Source organism: Pseudomonas sp. JS3066, assembly GCF_036328175.1.
Classification (GTDB): Bacteria; Pseudomonadota; Gammaproteobacteria; order Pseudomonadales; family Pseudomonadaceae; genus Metapseudomonas.
The window spans coordinates 2,324,958-2,341,166 of the sequence record NZ_CP143312.1 but is presented as its reverse complement, the minus strand read 5'-3'; the positions used below and the strand labels follow the sequence as shown (position 1 = coordinate 2,341,166).

At 64.8% G+C, this 16,209-nt stretch carries 16 protein-coding genes; 7 read left to right on the top strand and 9 right to left on the bottom strand.

All coding sequences use genetic code 11. The features are described 5' to 3' along the window. Positions 1-170: 170 nt before the first annotated feature. The 8 genes from SA496_RS10910 to SA496_RS10875 form a co-directional block, all read right to left on the bottom strand. Positions 171-1,367 carry a CaiB/BaiF CoA transferase family protein gene (locus tag SA496_RS10910; RefSeq protein ID WP_120651211.1) on the bottom strand — a complete coding sequence of 399 codons (1,197 nt, stop codon included), beginning with the start codon at positions 1,365-1,367 and terminating at the stop codon, positions 171-173. Further along, positions 1,357-1,752 (bottom strand): PaaI family thioesterase, encoded by a 396-nt coding sequence (locus tag SA496_RS10905; RefSeq protein ID WP_120651212.1) that lies wholly within the window; start codon positions 1,750-1,752, stop codon positions 1,357-1,359. The genes SA496_RS10910 and SA496_RS10905 overlap by 11 nt, the downstream gene beginning before the upstream one ends. Before the next feature lie 18 nt (positions 1,753-1,770). Continuing rightward, positions 1,771-2,577, bottom strand: coding sequence for an enoyl-CoA hydratase/isomerase family protein (locus SA496_RS10900; protein ID WP_120651213.1), 807 nt, complete (start codon positions 2,575-2,577; stop codon positions 1,771-1,773). Between the two features lie 10 nt (positions 2,578-2,587). After that, positions 2,588-3,352, bottom strand: a complete 765-nt coding sequence (locus SA496_RS10895) for an SDR family NAD(P)-dependent oxidoreductase (protein ID WP_330115404.1) — start codon at positions 3,350-3,352, stop codon at positions 2,588-2,590. 1 nt (position 3,353) lies between these two features. After that, a complete protein-coding gene (locus tag SA496_RS10890) occupies positions 3,354-4,499 on the bottom strand; it encodes a thiolase family protein (RefSeq protein WP_120651215.1) in 1,146 nt (381 codons plus the stop codon). Then, entirely contained in the window at positions 4,496-4,852 is a 357-nt protein-coding gene (locus SA496_RS10885; protein ID WP_120651216.1) for a Zn-ribbon domain-containing OB-fold protein, read from the bottom strand. The genes SA496_RS10890 and SA496_RS10885 overlap by 4 nt, the downstream gene beginning before the upstream one ends. 245 nt (positions 4,853-5,097) lie before the next feature. Next, a complete protein-coding gene (locus SA496_RS10880; RefSeq protein WP_330115403.1) occupies positions 5,098-7,257 on the bottom strand; it encodes a xanthine dehydrogenase family protein molybdopterin-binding subunit in 2,160 nt (719 codons plus the stop codon). Beyond that, positions 7,254-7,736, bottom strand: coding sequence for a (2Fe-2S)-binding protein (locus SA496_RS10875; protein ID WP_120651218.1), 483 nt, complete (start codon positions 7,734-7,736; stop codon positions 7,254-7,256). Before SA496_RS10875 ends, SA496_RS10880 begins: the two co-directional genes overlap by 4 nt. A 401-nt stretch (positions 7,737-8,137) precedes the next feature. Between SA496_RS10875 and SA496_RS10870 the strand changes: the two genes are divergently transcribed. The 5 genes from SA496_RS10870 to SA496_RS10850 all read left to right on the top strand — a co-directional run bounded on the left by SA496_RS10870 (position 8,138) and on the right by SA496_RS10850 (position 13,801). Further along, positions 8,138-10,081, top strand: coding sequence for an alkaline phosphatase D family protein (locus tag SA496_RS10870; protein WP_330115402.1), 1,944 nt, complete (start codon positions 8,138-8,140; stop codon positions 10,079-10,081). 32 nt (positions 10,082-10,113) lie between these two features. Then, complete coding sequence (locus SA496_RS10865; protein WP_120651220.1) at positions 10,114-10,533, top strand: group II truncated hemoglobin; 420 nt, start codon at positions 10,114-10,116, stop codon at positions 10,531-10,533. 196 nt (positions 10,534-10,729) lie between these two features. Beyond that, a complete protein-coding gene (locus tag SA496_RS10860; RefSeq protein WP_120651221.1) occupies positions 10,730-11,158 on the top strand; it encodes a MarR family winged helix-turn-helix transcriptional regulator in 429 nt (142 codons plus the stop codon). Between the two features lie 22 nt (positions 11,159-11,180). Then, complete coding sequence (locus SA496_RS10855; protein ID WP_330115401.1) at positions 11,181-12,254, top strand: HlyD family secretion protein; 1,074 nt, start codon at positions 11,181-11,183, stop codon at positions 12,252-12,254. A 5-nt stretch (positions 12,255-12,259) separates the two neighbouring features. Next, positions 12,260-13,801 carry a DHA2 family efflux MFS transporter permease subunit gene (locus SA496_RS10850; RefSeq protein WP_330115400.1) on the top strand — a complete coding sequence of 514 codons (1,542 nt, stop codon included), beginning with the start codon at positions 12,260-12,262 and terminating at the stop codon, positions 13,799-13,801. A 4-nt stretch (positions 13,802-13,805) separates the two neighbouring features. Here the strand turns inward: SA496_RS10850 and SA496_RS10845 are convergent, their stop codons facing one another. Then, positions 13,806-14,777 (bottom strand): AraC family transcriptional regulator, encoded by a 972-nt coding sequence (locus SA496_RS10845; protein WP_120651224.1) that lies wholly within the window; start codon positions 14,775-14,777, stop codon positions 13,806-13,808. Positions 14,778-15,001: 224 nt separating this feature from the next. Here SA496_RS10845 and SA496_RS10840 point away from each other — a divergent pair, with 224 nt between their 5' ends. Together SA496_RS10840 and SA496_RS10835 are read left to right on the top strand one after the other, a co-directional pair. Beyond that, on the top strand, positions 15,002-15,274 hold the full coding sequence (locus SA496_RS10840) for a DUF4242 domain-containing protein (protein WP_120651225.1): 273 nt from the start codon (positions 15,002-15,004) through the stop codon (positions 15,272-15,274). A gap of 8 nt (positions 15,275-15,282) precedes the next feature. Further along, positions 15,283-16,095 (top strand): class I SAM-dependent methyltransferase, encoded by an 813-nt coding sequence (locus SA496_RS10835; RefSeq protein ID WP_153922458.1) that lies wholly within the window; start codon positions 15,283-15,285, stop codon positions 16,093-16,095. Positions 16,096-16,209: the final 114 nt, after the last annotated feature.

Here is a 16,209-nt window from a genome sequence, read left to right as displayed (position 1 = left end):
CCGGATGGTGGATGCGAAGAGCGGCATCCAGCCCACGCAAATGGAGCCCGGCCTTTCGCGAGTAAGCTCGCTCCTACACAAAGCCCGATTGCGACGAATCCCGGCGGGTTGGCCGGGATTCTTCTTTGCACAGGCTTCGCCCTCTACCATTGCGACTGCATGAAGCTTTCCTACGCCGCGATCACTGCCCCGCTCGCAGTCACCTCCTCTACTTCCAGTTCGCTGAAGCCCATTTCCACCAGCAACTCGCGGGAATGCTCGCCCTTGTCTGGTGCCGGTCTGTATGGCTGCTGCGCCGCCTCGGCGCTGTTCACCGGGAAGCCTGGCACCCGCAGCTCGCCGTGCCTGGGGTGCTCGATGGTGGCGAGCATGCCGTTGCTGGCCAGTTGCGGGTGTTCCAGCAGATCGCTGTAGTCGGCCACCCTGGCGCAGAGGATGTCCGCCTCGCGCAGGCGCTCCAGCCAGTGGGCAGTGCTACGAGTACGGAAGACCCCATTGAGGGCCTCCTGCATCTCGGCCCGATGCACCACACGCTGGGCAGAGGTGACGAAGCGCGGATCACTCGACCATTGCGGGTTGCCGAGCACGGTGCACAGTCGCTCCCAGCGATTGCCGTTGTAGGCCGCCACCATCAGCCAGCCATCCTCGGTCTGGAATGCCTCGTTTGGCGCCGAATAGGGCGCGGCACTGCCAATGGGGGTCGGCAGTTCGCCGTCACGCAGGTAGCTGCTGATGGACGACTGCTGCAACGCCAGCGCCGAATTCATCAGGCTCACGTCCAGGTGGCCGCCCTGCCCGTCCCGATGCCGGGCCTGGAGTTTGGCGAGGATGGCCATGCACGCCATGTAACCAGTCACCACATCGACCACAGGTGCCTGCACCTTGCAGGGCGGCGCGCCGGGGGTGCCGATCAGGCTCATCAGGCCGGAGTCCGCCTGGAGGATGCCATCCACTCCGGCACGGTCCGCATAGGGGCCTTGCTGGCCATAGGCGGAAATGGAGCAGTAGACCAGGGCCGGATTGATCGCTTGCGCCGCTTCGAAACCCAGGCCAAGCCGGGCCATCACGCCGGGGCGCATGCTTTCGATCAGCACATCGGCTTCTTCCAGCAGGCGCTTGGCGACAGCCAAACCCTGTGGGTTCTTCAGGTCCAGGCAGAGCCCCTGCTTGCCCCGATTGAAGCCGTGGTACAGCGCGCTGGAATCACCAACCCAGGCAGGCCCGAGGGTGCGGCCAAGATCGCCTTCGGGCGGCTCGACCTTGATCACCCGTGCTCCCATGTCTGCCAGCAGCATGGTGCAGGTGGGACCGGCAGCGATCTGGGTGAAATCCAGCACCGTCAGCCCTTGCAAGGCATTACGCAACATGGCGGCGCTCTCCCTGCTTGAAGGTTCCCTGGGCAGTGGCCAGCAACTCGCCTTCCAGCGTCTCCAGCGACGCCTCGGCGAAGTAGAGGCTGCGGCCGCTGCGATTGACCTTGCCCCGCGCGATGACGGTTCCACTGCGGGCCGCCTTCAGGTAGGCGATGTTCAGCATCACCGTCACGCCGTGAATCTCTTCCTCGTCCTCGGCGGTGTGCAGCCCGGCGTAGCCGCAGGCGGCATCGAGCAAGGTGGCGACCAGCCCACCGTGCAGCATGCCCTGCCGGTTCAGGTGCCGCGCCTCGATAGGCATACGGAACTCGGCGGCGCCTGCGGCCCAATGGACCAGTTCGACGCCAAGACTCTGCAGGAACGGATTGCGCAATTGCATGGTGATCCTCCCCGGCGCCTAGCGCCCCTTGTACTGCGGCGGACGTTTCTCGGCGAACGCCGCGCGCCCTTCCAGGCGGTCTTCGGTGTCGCGCAAAACGCCCCAGTAGAGTTCGGTCAGGCGCTGGGCGTCGGCATCGGACAGGTGCGCGGTCTGCCGCGCCAGTGACTGCAGGGCCTGGATCGCCAGCGGCGCTGCCACGGCGATCCGCTCACCCAGTTCCAGGGCACGCTGCAACAGTGCCTCAGGTGTTTGAACCAGCTCCGAGACCAGCCCGATATCCAGTGCCTTGGCCGCATCGATGCGCTGGCCGGTCAGGGCCATCTGCATGGCATGGGCCTGGGGGACCGCCTTGAGCAGACGATGCAGGCCGGACACCGCCGGTATGGAGCCCACCACCGCTTCCGGCAGGCCAAAGCTGGCATTGCCCGAAGCGATGCGCAGGTCGCATTGCAGCGCCAGCTCGAGGCCGCCACCGAGGCAGTGGCCGTTGATGGCGGCGATCAGTGGCTTGCGCAGGTCGAGGTCAGACAGATCCATCAGGCGGATGTACAGCCCGTCGTCGGCCGCCAATTCCTTGTCGAGGAACAGGGCCTCGGCATAGGACGCGTGGGATACGCGGGTGCTCTTCAGGTCAGCGCCGACGCAGAAGGCACGATCCCCCGCGCCGGTGATGATCGCGGCGCGGATATCGCGGTTGTCGCGGACGTCCACCAGGTGGCCACGCAGGGCGCGCAGGGAGTCGATGTCCAGGGCGTTGAGGGCTCCCGGGCGATCGAGGCGGATGACCGCGACAGCACCCTGGATTTCCATGTGTACGGGCATGGCGACCTCCTCAGACACTGGCCGACGACAGGCTGCGCCCGCCGCAGACGTAGAGCGTCTGGCCGGTGACGTAGGAACTGGCTGGGTCGAGGAAGAATTCCACCGCATTGGCGATGTCATCCGGCGAACCGATACGCTTCACCGGCACGGTATCTTTCAGGCGCGCCTGCACCTCCGGCTCGAAGGCCTGGAACAGCGGCGTGTCGACGATGCCGGGCGCAATGGTGTTGACGGTGATGCCCTTGGCGGCGAACTCGATGGCCAGGCTGCGGGTCAGGCTCACCACACCGCCCTTGGCGGCGGAATAGTTGGCCTGGCCGAAGCCACCCAGCCATGCCCGCGAAGACAGGTTGACGATGCGCCCGAAGCCCGCGTCCAGCATCAGCGGCAACGCCGCCCGGCAGCAGAGGAACTGCGCCCGCAGGTTGGTATCCATCACCAGGTCCCAGTCGTCCTCGGTCATCTTCAGGAAGCGCTTGTCGCGCACCACGCCGGCGTTGTTCACCAGGAAATCCAGGCGCCCGGATACTTCCCGGATCTGCGCGAAGGCGCCCTCGACGTCCGCTCCCTGGGTGAGGTCCAGCGCGATGCCGTGGGCGTCGCACCCTTCGTCCTGCAGCAGCTTGACGGCGTCCAGCAGGACAGGTGCATCGCGATCCAGCAGGTAGACGGTGACGCCCTGGCGCGCGAGGCGGGTGGCGATGCCGAGGCCAATGCCGCGAGCAGCGCCGGTTACGGCTGCCACCTGCCCTTCATGGAAACGTTGTGCAGTCATCTCACACCCCCAGTACGTGAACGGAGGACGCGGCATGGTCCACGCCAGCGATGCCGCCACCGGTGCACTGGGCAACGCCAATGCGCGGGTTATCGGCCTGGCGGCCGGTGGCACGGCCCTGCAACTGCCACATCAGCTCGACCATCTGCGCCACGCCGGTGGCACCCAACGGGTGCCCCTTGGCGAGCAGGCCGCCACTGGGGTTCACCGGCACCCGGCCGCCGAGCGCGGTAGCACCGGAATGCAGCAGCGCGACCGCTTCGCCGTGGGGCGCGAGCCCCAAGGCTTCGTAGTAGAGGAGCTCGGCGATGGTGAAGGCGTCGTGCAGCTCAACCACGCCCACGTCGCGCGGATCGACGCCAGCCTGCTCGTAGGCCTGGCGAGCAGCGCGAGCAGTGATTTCTGCGTCGAGGATGTCGTCACGAGCACCCTCGCGCAGGCCGGATACGACGATGGAGCCGAGCACGCGCACGTCCCTGGCATGGGGGCCCGGCTTGTTGCCGAGCACCAGGGCGGCGGCGCCGTCCACCTGGGACGGGCAGCACTGCAACAGCGTCAGCGGGTCGGCGATCATGCGCGAGCCCAGCACCTCCTCCAGGGTTACTCCGGTGCGCTGCTGGGCGTACTCATTGAGGGAGCCGTGATGGCGATTCTTCACCGCCACACGGGCGAGGTCGGCTGGGCTGGCGCCGCGCTCGTGGATGAAGCGGGTGGCGCGCATGGCGTAGACCGCCGGCAGCACCATGCCGGCCTTGGCATAGAGGTCGGTCTTCTCGTCGTTGCGCTGCAGCGGAATGGTGCCGCCACCCAACTGGGTCAGTTGTTCGATGCCAAACACCAGCACGCGCTCGTACTGCCCGGCCAGCAGCGCATGACGTGCCAGGTGCACGGCGGTGGCACCGCTGGCGCAGGCGTTCTCGACGTTGTAGACGGGGATGCCGTCCAGGCCGAGATCGCGCAGGATCACCTGGCCGAGGATCATGCCGCCAAGGACGTTGGCGCAGTAGATCGCCTGGATGTCTTTCAGCGCGAGGCCCGAATCAGCGACGGCCTTGATGATCGCCTGCTGGGCCAGCTCTGGCGCCATCACGCCCTGGTGGCGGCCGAAGCGGGTCATGGCACCGCCCATTACATGCATCTGGCTCATTGGCGGGCCTCCACGGATTCGAACACATAGCCATAGGTTTCATCGGGCAGGATGCGGTAGCTGGCACCGATCACCGGACGCTCGCCGCCGGTGATACGGCCGAACAGGCGCATCGGCCCTTCGAGGTCCAGGTAGCCCAGGGCGAATGGCTCCAGGCCGCTCTTGGGGCCCGGATGGATGATGGTGAAGCTGTACAGCTCACCTTCGCCGGCCAGCGTCTCGGTGCGGTACTGGTTGGCCAGCGGCGAATGGCCGGGCAGCGCAGGGAATACCAGTTCGCCAGTGGCGATGTGGCGGGAGCCAAGCAGGCGTGAGGGGCTGGCGTCTCCCCAGAGGGATGGCAGTGGGTTCATGTCGACCTCCTGTTGTTTTCAGCCGCGTGAACGGCTCTGGACTGAGGCTATGGTCGACATCGGGCGGGAGCCCGACAAACGATATAAAGACCGCGACTGGTTGAGTTTTTTGCAAGCCAGGAGACGAACTAACGAGAAGCACAGGCTGAGTGCTACGAAGCCCAACGACCCGATTTGGGGTTGTTGGGCTTCGTTACCTGCCAGATACCTTTACCTCTGCGGTGGGCTGACGCTTACCTGCCCCGTCAGGCCGGTTTCAACTGCGCCGGATCGACCGGCAGGGTGCGCAGGCGCTTACCGGTGGCGGCAAAGATGGCATTGACCACCGCCGGGGCGATGACCACGGTGGACACCTCACCCAGGCCACCCGGCGACTCGCCACTGTTGATGATGTGGGTCTCGATGGGCGGCACCTCGTTGAGGCGCAGCAGGCGGTAGCTGTCGAAGTTGCCTTGCTCCACCCGGCCGTCCTTGAAGGTGATGTTGCCGAACAGCACCGCCGTCAGGCCGAAGACCGTGCCGCCCTGGATCTGCGCGACCACGGTGTCCGGGTTGATGGGAATGCCGCAGTCCACCACGCAGATGACCTTATTCACGGTCACCATTCCGTTGGCATCCACGCTGACTTCCGCAACCTGCGCGGCATAGGTGCCGAAGCAGTAGGTCAGCGCGACGCCACGGCCTTTGCCGGCCGGTAGCGGCGAATCCCAGGCGGATTTCTCCCTCAGGGTTTCCAGCACCTTCACCGCACGCGGATGTTTCTCCAGCAACGGGTAGCGGTACGTGAACGGATCGATATTGCTCATTACCGCCAACTCGTCGAGGAAGCCTTCCACCATGAAGCAGTTCTGGGTGTGGCCAACACCGCGCCAGAAAGCCGGGGTAATGCCCTTGGGTGGTTCGTGGCGCACGTAGTGCACCGCAAGGTTAGGGAAGCCGTAGGGGCCACAGGCATCGCGCGCGGCATCGCCATCTATACCGTTCTTGAATAGGCCCGGCGCCCAGCGCGCGATGATGGACCCGCCGGTGACCTTGTGGCTCCAGGCAATGGGATGCCCCTGCTCATCGAGGCCAGCGGACAGGTGGTTGTAGTGGAAAGGCCGCAGGCTACTGTGGCGAATGTCTTCCTCGCGGGAGTAGATGACCTTCACCGGGTAGTCCACCTGCTTGGCGACTTCCACCGCATGGCCGACGAAGTCCGTTTCCAGTCGCCGACCGAAACCGCCGCCCAGCAGCTGGTTATGTACCTGCACAGACTCTTCGGGCAGGCCGGTAAGCTGCGCCGCCAGCGTCTTGGCCCGCGCCGGCACCTGAATGCCCAGCCAGAGGTCGCAACCATCCTTGCGCACGTGTGCCGTGCAGTTGACCGGCTCCATGCAGGCATGGGCGAGGAACGGTACCTGGTAAACCACCTCGACCTTCTTCGTCGCCTTGGCCATGGCAGCCGGCACGTCTCCTTCGGCGCGCACTTTCACGCCTTCGGCCTTTGAGGCTTCGGCGATGTTCTTAAGCATATCGGCGCTGGAAACCTTGCCATTCTCGCCTTCATTCCACTTGATCTGCAGCGCCGCCAAGCCCTTGCGTGCCGCACCCGTGTGGTCGGCGATCACTGCCACCGCATCCTTTGTACGCACCACTTTGTGCACGCCCTTGACCGCCATGGCAGGGGCGTCGTCCACCTCGGCCAGGGTGCCGCCGATGATCGGGCAGATGGTGATCGCGGCAACCTTCACCCCCTCGGGGCGGGCATCGATGCCGAACATGGCCCTGCCCGTGACTTTGGCGGGACCATCTGTGCGTTTGGCAGGGGTACCAATCAGCTTGAACTGCGCCGGGTCCTTGAGCGGTACCTCACCAGGAACCGGCAGCTTGGCGGCAGCGTCTGCCAATTCCCCGTAGCCGAGCTTGCGACCGCTGTCCGGGTGGACCACGACGCCGTTCTCGACCTTGCAACTCCCTGCCGGCACCGACCACTGCTGCGCGGCTGCTGTCACCAGCAGGGTGCGCGCAGTGGCGCCGGCCTGGCGCAGGGGTATCCAGTTGGCGGGTATCGAAGTCGAGCCGCCGGTAACCTGGAAACCCAGCATGGGGTTGGCGTAGCGCTTGTCGTCGGCCGGAGCGTGTTCGATCACGACCTGATCGAGCGACACCTCCAGCTCCTCGGCAATCAGCGCGGGCATCGAGGTGTAGGTGCCCTGCCCCATTTCCACCGGCTGGATGATGAACGTCACCTTGCCGCTGCGATCGATGCGAATGTAGGCGTTGGGGCTGAAGTCTCCATCGACGGCCTCGGCAAACCCCATCAACCCCGGCAGCGTGAAACTGATCAGCAGGCCACCACCTGCAGCGGCGCTGGCCTTGAGAAATCCCCGGCGGCTGAGGCCAGGCAGGAAGAGATCGTTCATGCTGCGCCCTCCCCTTTGGCAGGTTGTGCCTGGGCCGCAACCTTGATGGCTTCGCGGATGCGCAGATAGGTTCCGCAGCGACAGATGTTCCCGGACATCGCGCCATCGATTTCCGCGTCGCCGGGATTGGGGTTGGTCGCCAGCAGCGCGCTCGCCGACATGATCTGTCCCGACTGGCAGTAGCCGCACTGCACCACTTCCTTGGCCAGCCATGCCTCCTGTATACGCTTGCCGGCGTCGGTTGCGCCGATGCCTTCGATGGTGGTGATTTCCGCACCGACCATACTGCTGACCGGCATCACGCAGGAGCGTACTGCCGCACCATTCATGTGTACGGTGCACGCCCCACACAGGGCCATTCCGCAGCCGAACTTGGTTCCAGTCATGCCCAGCACGTCGCGCAGTACCCAGAGCAGCGGCGTATCGGGATCGACATCGACGCTGTGCTCAGCGCCATTGATCTTCAGGGTGAGGGCCATATCGCCTCCCGTTGGTTTTCATCAGGACAGGTGCCCGTCTGCGCGGGCATGCGCGGTTCGCCAGGGCGATACCGCGGCCCCGGAAGTAAAGGCAGGGAAAAGGGATGGATCAGGGCGCGCCTGAATGGGCTTCGGGGGGCGTGCCTGGGAAGACGAATGTCGTTCGGCCAACAAGCGGTACCTGAAGCATGGTTGCCTCCGTGGGCAGGCCGTTCCATCAGGGCTGGGCGGCTGGCGGCTCCGTGACGCCAGCGGGAATGATTCGAGGATGCTAGAAGTCCTGGCAGCAACTGCCAATTGATTTAAACGCACTACTCGCCTGAGTTTTTTTCAAGCCGTTTCGGAGCCCGCCGTCACTCGCGGTATCCTGTTGCGCCCCCTCGTCCAGGCCCGTCAAACCGATGTCCGCAGTCTCCCTCCAGGCAAATCTCCCCATCGTCCTCGCCGGCCCCATGCTGCGCCGCATCGAAGCCCGTCGGCTGGTGTTCTGGCTGGTCGGTTCGCGCAGGCTCTCGCCGGTGCTGAGATTATCCGTGGACGGTGGCGTCGAGTATCCGCTGGGCGAAGACTGCTGCCGGGTGATTCCTTTCGGCCGTCATGCCTTCCTGCACCTGATCGACCTGCGACTGGAAACCTCCCTGCCCCTCGACCAGCAGATCGACTACGACCTTCTGATCGACGACGACGGCATCGGCCATTGGGCGCCGCACCTGGTCCATGAGCACGCAACAACGCCGAGCTTCGTCCTGCGATCGCGTATCGACCAGTTGCTTCACGGCTCTTGCCGCAAGCCGCACTTCCCGGCCAACGACGGCCTGCTCTGCGCCGACCGCCTGCTGGCAGCCGACCCGAAACCCGAGCAGCGCCCCGCCCTGCTGATGCTCAGCGGGGACCAGGTCTATACCGATGATGTGGCCGGTCCGATGCTGCGCGCCATCCATCAACTGATCGCGCGGCTTGGCCTGTTCGACGAGAGGCTGGAGGGGGCGATCGTCAGCGACAGCGCGGCGTTGTACGGCCATGCCGCCTGCTACTACCACCGGGCGGACCTGTTGCCCGCGCTGGAGAGCAACGAAACCCTGCGCGAACGTTTCTTCGGCGGCGCGCGCAAGCCCATCTTCACCAGCGCTAATGCGGAAAATCATCTGGTGACCCTGGCCGAAGTCATGGCCATGTACCTGCTGGTCTGGTCGCCGGTGCCCTGGGAACTTGTGGAACCGCAGATGCCCCCGCTGGACGCCGGGAAAATCGATCGCTATCGCCTGGAAGAAACCCGACTGGTCGATTTCCGCGCTGGGCTGCCGGGCGTCGCGAGGGTGTTTGCCCACCTGCCGACCCTGATGATCTTCGACGACCATGACATCACCGACGACTGGAACCTGTCTGCACAGTGGGAGCTGACCGCCTACGGCCACCCCTTCTCCAAGCGCATCATCGGCAATGCGCTGGTTGCCTACATGCTGTGTCAAGGCTGGGGCAACGACCCCAGGGCGTTCAGCGAGGTGCTGGACAAGGCCGAGGCACTGGCCGCCACCGCCGCCGACGACAATCATCTCGACAGCACGGCGTTGGACGGGCTGATCGACCGCCTGATCACCTTCAACCACTGGCAGTACGTGATGCCCACGACACCGGCGCTGGTGGTATTGGACACCCGGACCCGCCGCTGGCGCAGCGAGATCGACCTCCAGCGCCCATCCGGCCTGCTGGACTGGGAGGCCCTGTGCGAACTGCAACAGGAACTGCTGGATCATCCATCGGCGATCATCGTCTCCCCGGCGCCGGTCTTCGGGGTCAAGTTGATCGAGACGGTCCAGCGGGTCTTCAGCGCCTTCGGCCAACCATTGCTGGTGGATGCGGAAAACTGGATGGCCCACCGTGGCGCGGCCCAGGTGATCCTGAATATCTTCCGCCACTCGCGCACACCGGGGTCCTACGTGATCCTGTCCGGCGACGTGCATTACTCCTTCGTCTATGAAGTGCTGATCCGCCATCGCCAGCAAGGCCCGAAGATCTGGCAGATCACCAGCAGCGGCATCAAGAACGAGTTTCCAAGGCGCTTGCTGGATGTATTCGACCGCCTCAACCGCTGGCTCTACTCGCCGCGTTCTCCGTTGAACTGGTTCACCAAGCGGCGCCCGATGAAGGTGATGCCGCGCACGCCGGAACACAGCAAGGCCGGCGAACGGCTGTGGAACTCCGCAGGTCTCGGCCAGGTGTTCTTCGATACCGAGGGGCGGCCTTCGCGCATCTTCCAGCTCAACGCCAATGGCACCGAACCCACCGAGTTCCTCGAACAACGAGACGACCAACCGGACGGACTTCCCGTGGCGCGGCGGGTATGATGCCGACCCGGATTTCCTGACGGCTACCCACCATGAGCAACACTCCCCTCTTCGGCAACGGCGATGCTTCCTACCAGGCCGCTGGTGGCATCGACGGCCTGCGACGCCTGGTGGACGACTTCTACCGGCTGATGGACGAGCTGCCGGAAGCCGCCGACCTGCGTCGCCTGCACCCGGATAGTCTGGAGCAATCCCGCGACAAGCTGGCCTGTTTCCTCAGCGGCTGGCTGGGCGGCCCGAAGCTCTTCAGCGAGAAATACGGGTCCATTTCGATACCCTCCTTCCACGCCCAGTGGCCCATCGACGAATCCCTCAGCGGCGCCTGGCTGGGCTGCATGGAGCGGGCCATCGCCCAGCAGCCCTTCTCGCCCGAGTTCGCCGAGTACCTGCTTGCACAGCTGAAGGTGCCGGCCCACCGAGTGGTGCAGGCGAGCCGCGCAAGGCACGGCTGAATCCCGCCTCGAAATCTTCTTGAAAGCGAATTCATTCGCGATGCAGTCCGAAGGGCTGCCAGAGGGACCGGGTTGCTTCGCGTCCATTCGCGAATGAATTCGCTCACACAGTTCACTCGCAGCGCTCATCGCGATTTTGACGGCGCCTGGCTCGCACCCATATAGTAAGCACCGCTTATTATATGGACCCCACATCATGCCCCGCCTCGAAGAGAGCATCGGCTTCCTCCTGGCCGATGCTTCCCGCCTGATGCGCCGCTCCTTCGAGCAGCACATCACTGGCAGCAGCCTCACCCTTGCCCAAGCCCGCGCCCTGGCACATGTCGCGCGCAACGAAGGTTGTCGCCAGGTCGAGCTGGCCGACCAGTTGGAGGTCAAACCCATCACCCTTGCCCGCCTGCTGGATCAACTGGAGCAAGCCGAACTGGTGGAACGACGCCCCGACCCGGACGACCGCCGCGCCTATCGGTTGTATCTGCGCCCGCGGGCCGACAAGGCCCTGGACGACATCCGCACCGCGGGTGCGGCGATGCTCGCCGTGGCGCTGGATGGCTTCAGCGAAGCCGAAACGGCCGCGCTCTCCAGCGCCCTGCGCAAGATGCGCAGCAACCTTTCTTCCCGTTGATTTCCAAAGGAAGCGCAACGCCATGAACACCCACACGGTCATCGTTCCCGAACAGGACGCAGCGGCCGCCACCAACTCCCGCGGCAAACGCCTGTTGCTGATGGGCGTCGCCCCTGTTCTTGCCGTAGGCCTGGGACTGGCCGCCTATCTCCACGGTGGACGCTTTGTCGAAACCGACAACGCCTATGCCAAGGCTGACAAGGTGCCGATCAGCGCCGATGTATCCGGCACCATCACCGAGGTGCTGACCCGCGAGAACGATAGGGTGAATGCCGGGCAGCTGCTATTCCGTATCGACCCGGCAAGCTTCCGCATCGCCGTTGCCCGGGCCGAGGCGCGCCTGGCACAGGTACGTACCGACCTCGCCGCGCTGAAAGCCAGCTACCAGGAAAAATCCTCCGAACTGGCCCTGGCCCGTACCCGTCACGCCTACGCCGAGAAAGACCTGCAGCGCCAGGCGAACCTCGCGCAGAAAGGCTATCTCTCCCCGGCAAGGCTCGACGAATCGCGCCAGGCCACCCAGATCGCCGCGCAAGAAATCGACGCCCGCGAGCACGATCTAAAGCGCATCGCCGAGAACCTCGGCGGCAGCCCGGCACTGCCGGTGGAGCAACACCCGAGCTACCTCAGCGCCCAGGCCGAGCTGGAACAGGCGCGCCTGGACCTGCAACGCTCCGAAGTGCGCGCGTCGCTCGCCGGGAGCATCAGCAAGGTGCCGCAACCTGGCCAGTACATCAGTGCCGGCAATACCGCCATGACCCTGGTGGTGGATGACAATCTCTGGGTGGAAGCCAACTTCCCCGAGAAGGACCTGACCTACGTGCGCCCCGGCCAACCGGTCGATGTGCGCTTCGACATCTACCCGGACGCCACCTGGCACGGCGAAGTGGAAAGCCTGAGTCCGGCCACCGGTTCGGAGTTCTCGGTACTGCCAGCGCAGAACGCCACCGGCAACTGGGTGAAGGTGGCGCAGCGGGTACCCGTGCGCATCCACCTGCGACCCGACGCCCAGCAGCCACCGCTACGCGCCGGCCTCAGTGCGGTGGTGGAGATCGATACCGGCCACCACCGCAGCCTCGCCAGCCTGCTGCCCTGATCACCATGAAGGCGACCCACTCCCGCGACGCCGGTTCGCACCGCTGGCTGATCACTCTCTCAGTGATGCTGGCCACCATCATGCAGGCGCTGGACACCACCATCGCCAACGTCGCCCTACCACATATGCAGGGCAGCATGGGCACGACCCAGGACCAGATCAGCTGGGTGCTGACGTCTTACATCGTTGCTGCTGCCATCTGCATGCCGCTGACCGGTTTCATCGCCGCGCGCTTCGGCCGCAAGCGGCTGTTCATGTGGTCCATCGTCGGTTTCACCATTGCGTCGATGCTCTGTGGCGCGGCCCAGAGCCTGGAGCAGATCGTCCTGTTCCGTCTGCTCCAGGGCGTGTTCGGCGCCAGCCTGGTGCCGCTGTCCCAGGCCGTCCTGCTCGACACCTACCCGACCGAGCAACACGGTTCGGCCATGGCCATCTGGGGCGTGGGGGTGATGGTCGGTCCCATCCTCGGACCCAGCCTCGGCGGCTGGCTCACCGAGTACTACAACTGGCGCTGGGTGTTCTACATCAACCTGCCCTTCGGCCTGCTGGCCTGGTTCGGCCTGACCGCCTTTCTCAAGGAGACCCCGATCGAGCGGGAGCGCCGTTTCGACCTGCTCGGATTCGCGCTGCTCGCCCTGGCCATCGGCGCCCTGCAACTGATGCTGGACCGGGGGGAATCCCAGGACTGGTTCCACAGCCCTGAAATCCTCATCGAGGCGGTGCTGGCGGGACTTGGACTCTATCTATTCGTCGTCCATGTACTGACCCACCGCGAACCATTCATCGACCCGGCGATGTTCCGCGATCGCAACCTCAGCATCGGCCTGATGTTCATCTTCATGGTGGGCATCATGCTGTTCGCCACCATGACCCTCCTGCCGCCATTCATGCAGAACCTCATGGGCTATCCGGTGCTGGATGTCGGCAACCTGATCGCGCCGCGTGGCCTGGGTACCATGGCCGCGATGATGCTGGTGGGTCAGTTGATCAGCCGTTTCGACCCACGAGGAATGATCGGACTGGGCCTGTTGCTCACCGCCCTGTCACTGTGGGAAATGACCCAGTTCACCGCTGAAGTCAGCAGTTTCGCCATCGTCCGAAGCGGCCTGGTCCAGGGCTTCGGGTTGGGCCTGATCTTCGTGCCGCTGTCGACCCTGACCTTCTCCACCCTGGCGCCGCGCTACCGCAACGAGGGCACCTCGCTGTTCAGTCTGATGCGCAATGTCGGCAGCGGTATCGGCATCTCCCTGGTGATCAGCTATCTCGCCCAGCGCACGCAGATCAACCACGCCGCCTTCAGCGACTTCATAACGCCTTTCAACCAGGCCCTGACCCAGGCGACCGAAAGTGGCGCCATCGACCTGTCCAGCCCAGCCGGGTTGGTGGCGCTGAATATGGAAGTGACTCGCCAGGCATCCATCCTCGCGTACCTGCAGGACTTCCGCCTGATGATGTTCATCACCCTCGCCTCCTTGCCCTTGCTCCTGCTTCTGCGCAAGCCGCCGATAACATCCGGCCCGCCGGACACTCACGCGGTCATGGAGTGATCTCCTAACCCGTCGCCACGCCCCTGGCCCGGTTTCGCCGCCAGGCGGCCGGCGGCGCACCGAATTCCCGGCGAAAGGCACGGCTGAAGGCTGTGTCGGTCTGGTAGCCGACATCCTCGGCGATACGCGCCAGCGGGGCGTTGCTGCGGCTGAGGAGATTGGCGGCCAGGAGCATGCGCCACTGGGTCAGGTACTGCATGGGTGAGCTGCCCACCAATAGCTGGAAGCGTTCGGCAAGCACTGAGCGCGACGTGCCGGCGGTACGTGCCAGTTCCTCCAGGGTCCAGGCCTGGGCCGGGCATTGGTGCAAGGCCGTCAGTGCCGATCCGACTATCCGGTCCCCCAGTCCCGCCAGCCAGCCGGTACGTCCAGCGGCCTGCTCGTTCATGTACAGGCGCAGGACTTCGATGAACAGCACTTCGGCCAGCTTGGCCAGCACACCCTCGCCGCCTGGACGGGGCGATTTGGCTTCCGTCAGCGCGTAGCGTACCGACGCTTCCAGCCAGGGCCCGGCGCTGGAATCACGCACGTTGACTCGCACCAACGAGGGCAGCCCGGCCAGCAGGATGTCCGCCAGCCTTGCATCGCAGGCCAGGTAGCCGCAGACCAGTCGCGTGATCGCCCCACCGCCGCCATAAGCCAATTGCCGAGGGCGACGCGCCAGCACTTCGTCCAGCCTTCCCCCCTTGGCCGGCGGCAAGCCGGGTTGGGAGGTCATGCGATGGGCATCGCCCTTGGGAAACAGCACCACGTCACCTGCCGAGAGACGGACAGGCTGTTCCTGGCCGATTTCGACAAAGCACTCACCTTCGGTGATCAGGTGGAAGATCACCACGCGTTCGGCGCCCGGTTCCAAAAGCGGAGCAACCGTATCGGCACGGGGTGACTGGTAGCACCAGGGCGCGCTGAACCGTGCATTGATGAAGATGGCGCCGACCAGATGGACGACGCGCAGCGTTTCCGACAGAGCGTCCATCAGCCCTCACCTCCAGCCGCAGTTCTGAAATTCTGGTCGGTCGCGGGAACACGCAGCGTTTCGTCGGATAAATGGCTCTGTGCGGACGATCAAGCAGACCTTGCCGACGCTCGGACAGGACTGTGTCCCATTTGAGGCGGATAGTTTTGCCAGCACGTCCTTGCTGCCCGTTGTACCCAAGGCGTGTCTGCAACACCCAAAAAACCAAGAAAACAGAGGTCCCCATGCCCAAGTTCCTCATAGAAAGAGAGATACCGGAAGCTGGAAAACTCACGGAACGAGACCTCAAAGCCATATCGCAGAAGTCCTGCCGGGTACTCAAAGAAATCGGACCAGAGGTGCAGTGGGTCCAGAGCTACGTCACCGACGACAAGCTGTACTGCGTCTACATCGCCAACGACGAGGGACTTATCCGCGAACACGCCCAGCGTGGCGGATTCCCCGTCAGCCGCATCTCCCGCATCAGCTCGACCATCGATCCGACCACAGCCGAATGAGCCCCGAAATGACTTCTGCAATTGATCTGAATGCACTGAAGAGCAAGCAAATGGCCTCATGGGCCAGCGGCGACTACGCCGTCATCGGAACCACCCTGCAGCTGGTCGGCGAACTGCTCGCCGAAGCCTGCGACCTGCGCCACGGCGAGACCGTACTGGACGTTGCGGCCGGCAATGGCAATGCCACTCTGGCAGCCGCGCGGCGAGGCGGCCGGGTGACCTCCACCGACTATGTGGCGGCCCTTCTGGAACGCGGCGAGGAGCGTGCCCGCGCCGAGCGGCTGGAGGTGAACTTCCAGGCCGCCGATGCCGAAAACCTGCCCTTCCCTGACGCCAGCTTCGACGTGGTGCTGTCCACCTTCGGGGTGATGTTCACCCCCGACCAGACCAAGGCAGCTTCCGAGTTGGCAAGGGTCTGTCGTCCCGGTGGGCGCATCGGTCTGGCCAACTGGACGCCGGACGGTTTCATCGGCCAGGTGTTCAAGACACTGGGGCGCCACCTGCCGCCTCCACCCGGTGTGCAGCCACCCTCGCTCTGGGGCGTGGAGAGCCACCTGCGTGAGCTGTTCGACCACAGCGCCCGCGAGATTTCGGTAGCGCGGCGGTTGTTCAACTTCCGCTACCAGTCGGCAGCCCATTTCCTGGAAGTCTTCCGGACCTGGTACGGCCCGGTGCACAAGGCCTTCGCCGCCCTCTCCGCCGATGGCGCCGAAGCTCTGGAGCGTGACCTGACCGAGCTGCTCGAGCGCTACAACCGCGCCGGGCCGGATTCGCTGATCGTGCCCAGCGAATACGTGGAGGTGGTGATCACTCGCCGTTGACGTGTAAGCCACTTGTAGCCCGGGTGAAATCCGGGCTACAAGCGTCGGCTTCCAGCTACGCCGCAACCTCAGTCTGAAGTCCGAGCTGACCCAGCTCGACATCCAAAGCCGGCT

Coding starts and splice junctions, on each gene's coding strand:
- SA496_RS10860 (WP_120651221.1), top strand. CDS start 10,730: ATGCCCCGCCTCGAAGAGAGCATCGGCTTCCTCCTGGCCGATGCTTCC.
- SA496_RS10900 (WP_120651213.1), bottom strand. CDS start 2,577: ATGCCCGTACACATGGAAATCCAGGGTGCTGTCGCGGTCATCCGCCTC.
- SA496_RS10855 (WP_330115401.1), top strand. CDS start 11,181: ATGAACACCCACACGGTCATCGTTCCCGAACAGGACGCAGCGGCCGCC.
- SA496_RS10835 (WP_153922458.1), top strand. CDS start 15,283: ATGACTTCTGCAATTGATCTGAATGCACTGAAGAGCAAGCAAATGGCC.
- SA496_RS10880 (WP_330115403.1), bottom strand. CDS start 7,257: ATGAACGATCTCTTCCTGCCTGGCCTCAGCCGCCGGGGATTTCTCAAG.
- SA496_RS10910 (WP_120651211.1), bottom strand. CDS start 1,367: ATGTTGCGTAATGCCTTGCAAGGGCTGACGGTGCTGGATTTCACCCAG.
- SA496_RS10895 (WP_330115404.1), bottom strand. CDS start 3,352: ATGACTGCACAACGTTTCCATGAAGGGCAGGTGGCAGCCGTAACCGGC.
- SA496_RS10870 (WP_330115402.1), top strand. CDS start 8,138: ATGTCCGCAGTCTCCCTCCAGGCAAATCTCCCCATCGTCCTCGCCGGC.
- SA496_RS10865 (WP_120651220.1), top strand. CDS start 10,114: ATGAGCAACACTCCCCTCTTCGGCAACGGCGATGCTTCCTACCAGGCC.
- SA496_RS10875 (WP_120651218.1), bottom strand. CDS start 7,736: ATGGCCCTCACCCTGAAGATCAATGGCGCTGAGCACAGCGTCGATGTC.
- SA496_RS10845 (WP_120651224.1), bottom strand. CDS start 14,777: ATGGACGCTCTGTCGGAAACGCTGCGCGTCGTCCATCTGGTCGGCGCC.
- SA496_RS10885 (WP_120651216.1), bottom strand. CDS start 4,852: ATGAACCCACTGCCATCCCTCTGGGGAGACGCCAGCCCCTCACGCCTG.
- SA496_RS10840 (WP_120651225.1), top strand. CDS start 15,002: ATGCCCAAGTTCCTCATAGAAAGAGAGATACCGGAAGCTGGAAAACTC.
- SA496_RS10905 (WP_120651212.1), bottom strand. CDS start 1,752: ATGCAATTGCGCAATCCGTTCCTGCAGAGTCTTGGCGTCGAACTGGTC.
- SA496_RS10850 (WP_330115400.1), top strand. CDS start 12,260: ATGAAGGCGACCCACTCCCGCGACGCCGGTTCGCACCGCTGGCTGATC.
- SA496_RS10890 (WP_120651215.1), bottom strand. CDS start 4,499: ATGAGCCAGATGCATGTAATGGGCGGTGCCATGACCCGCTTCGGCCGC.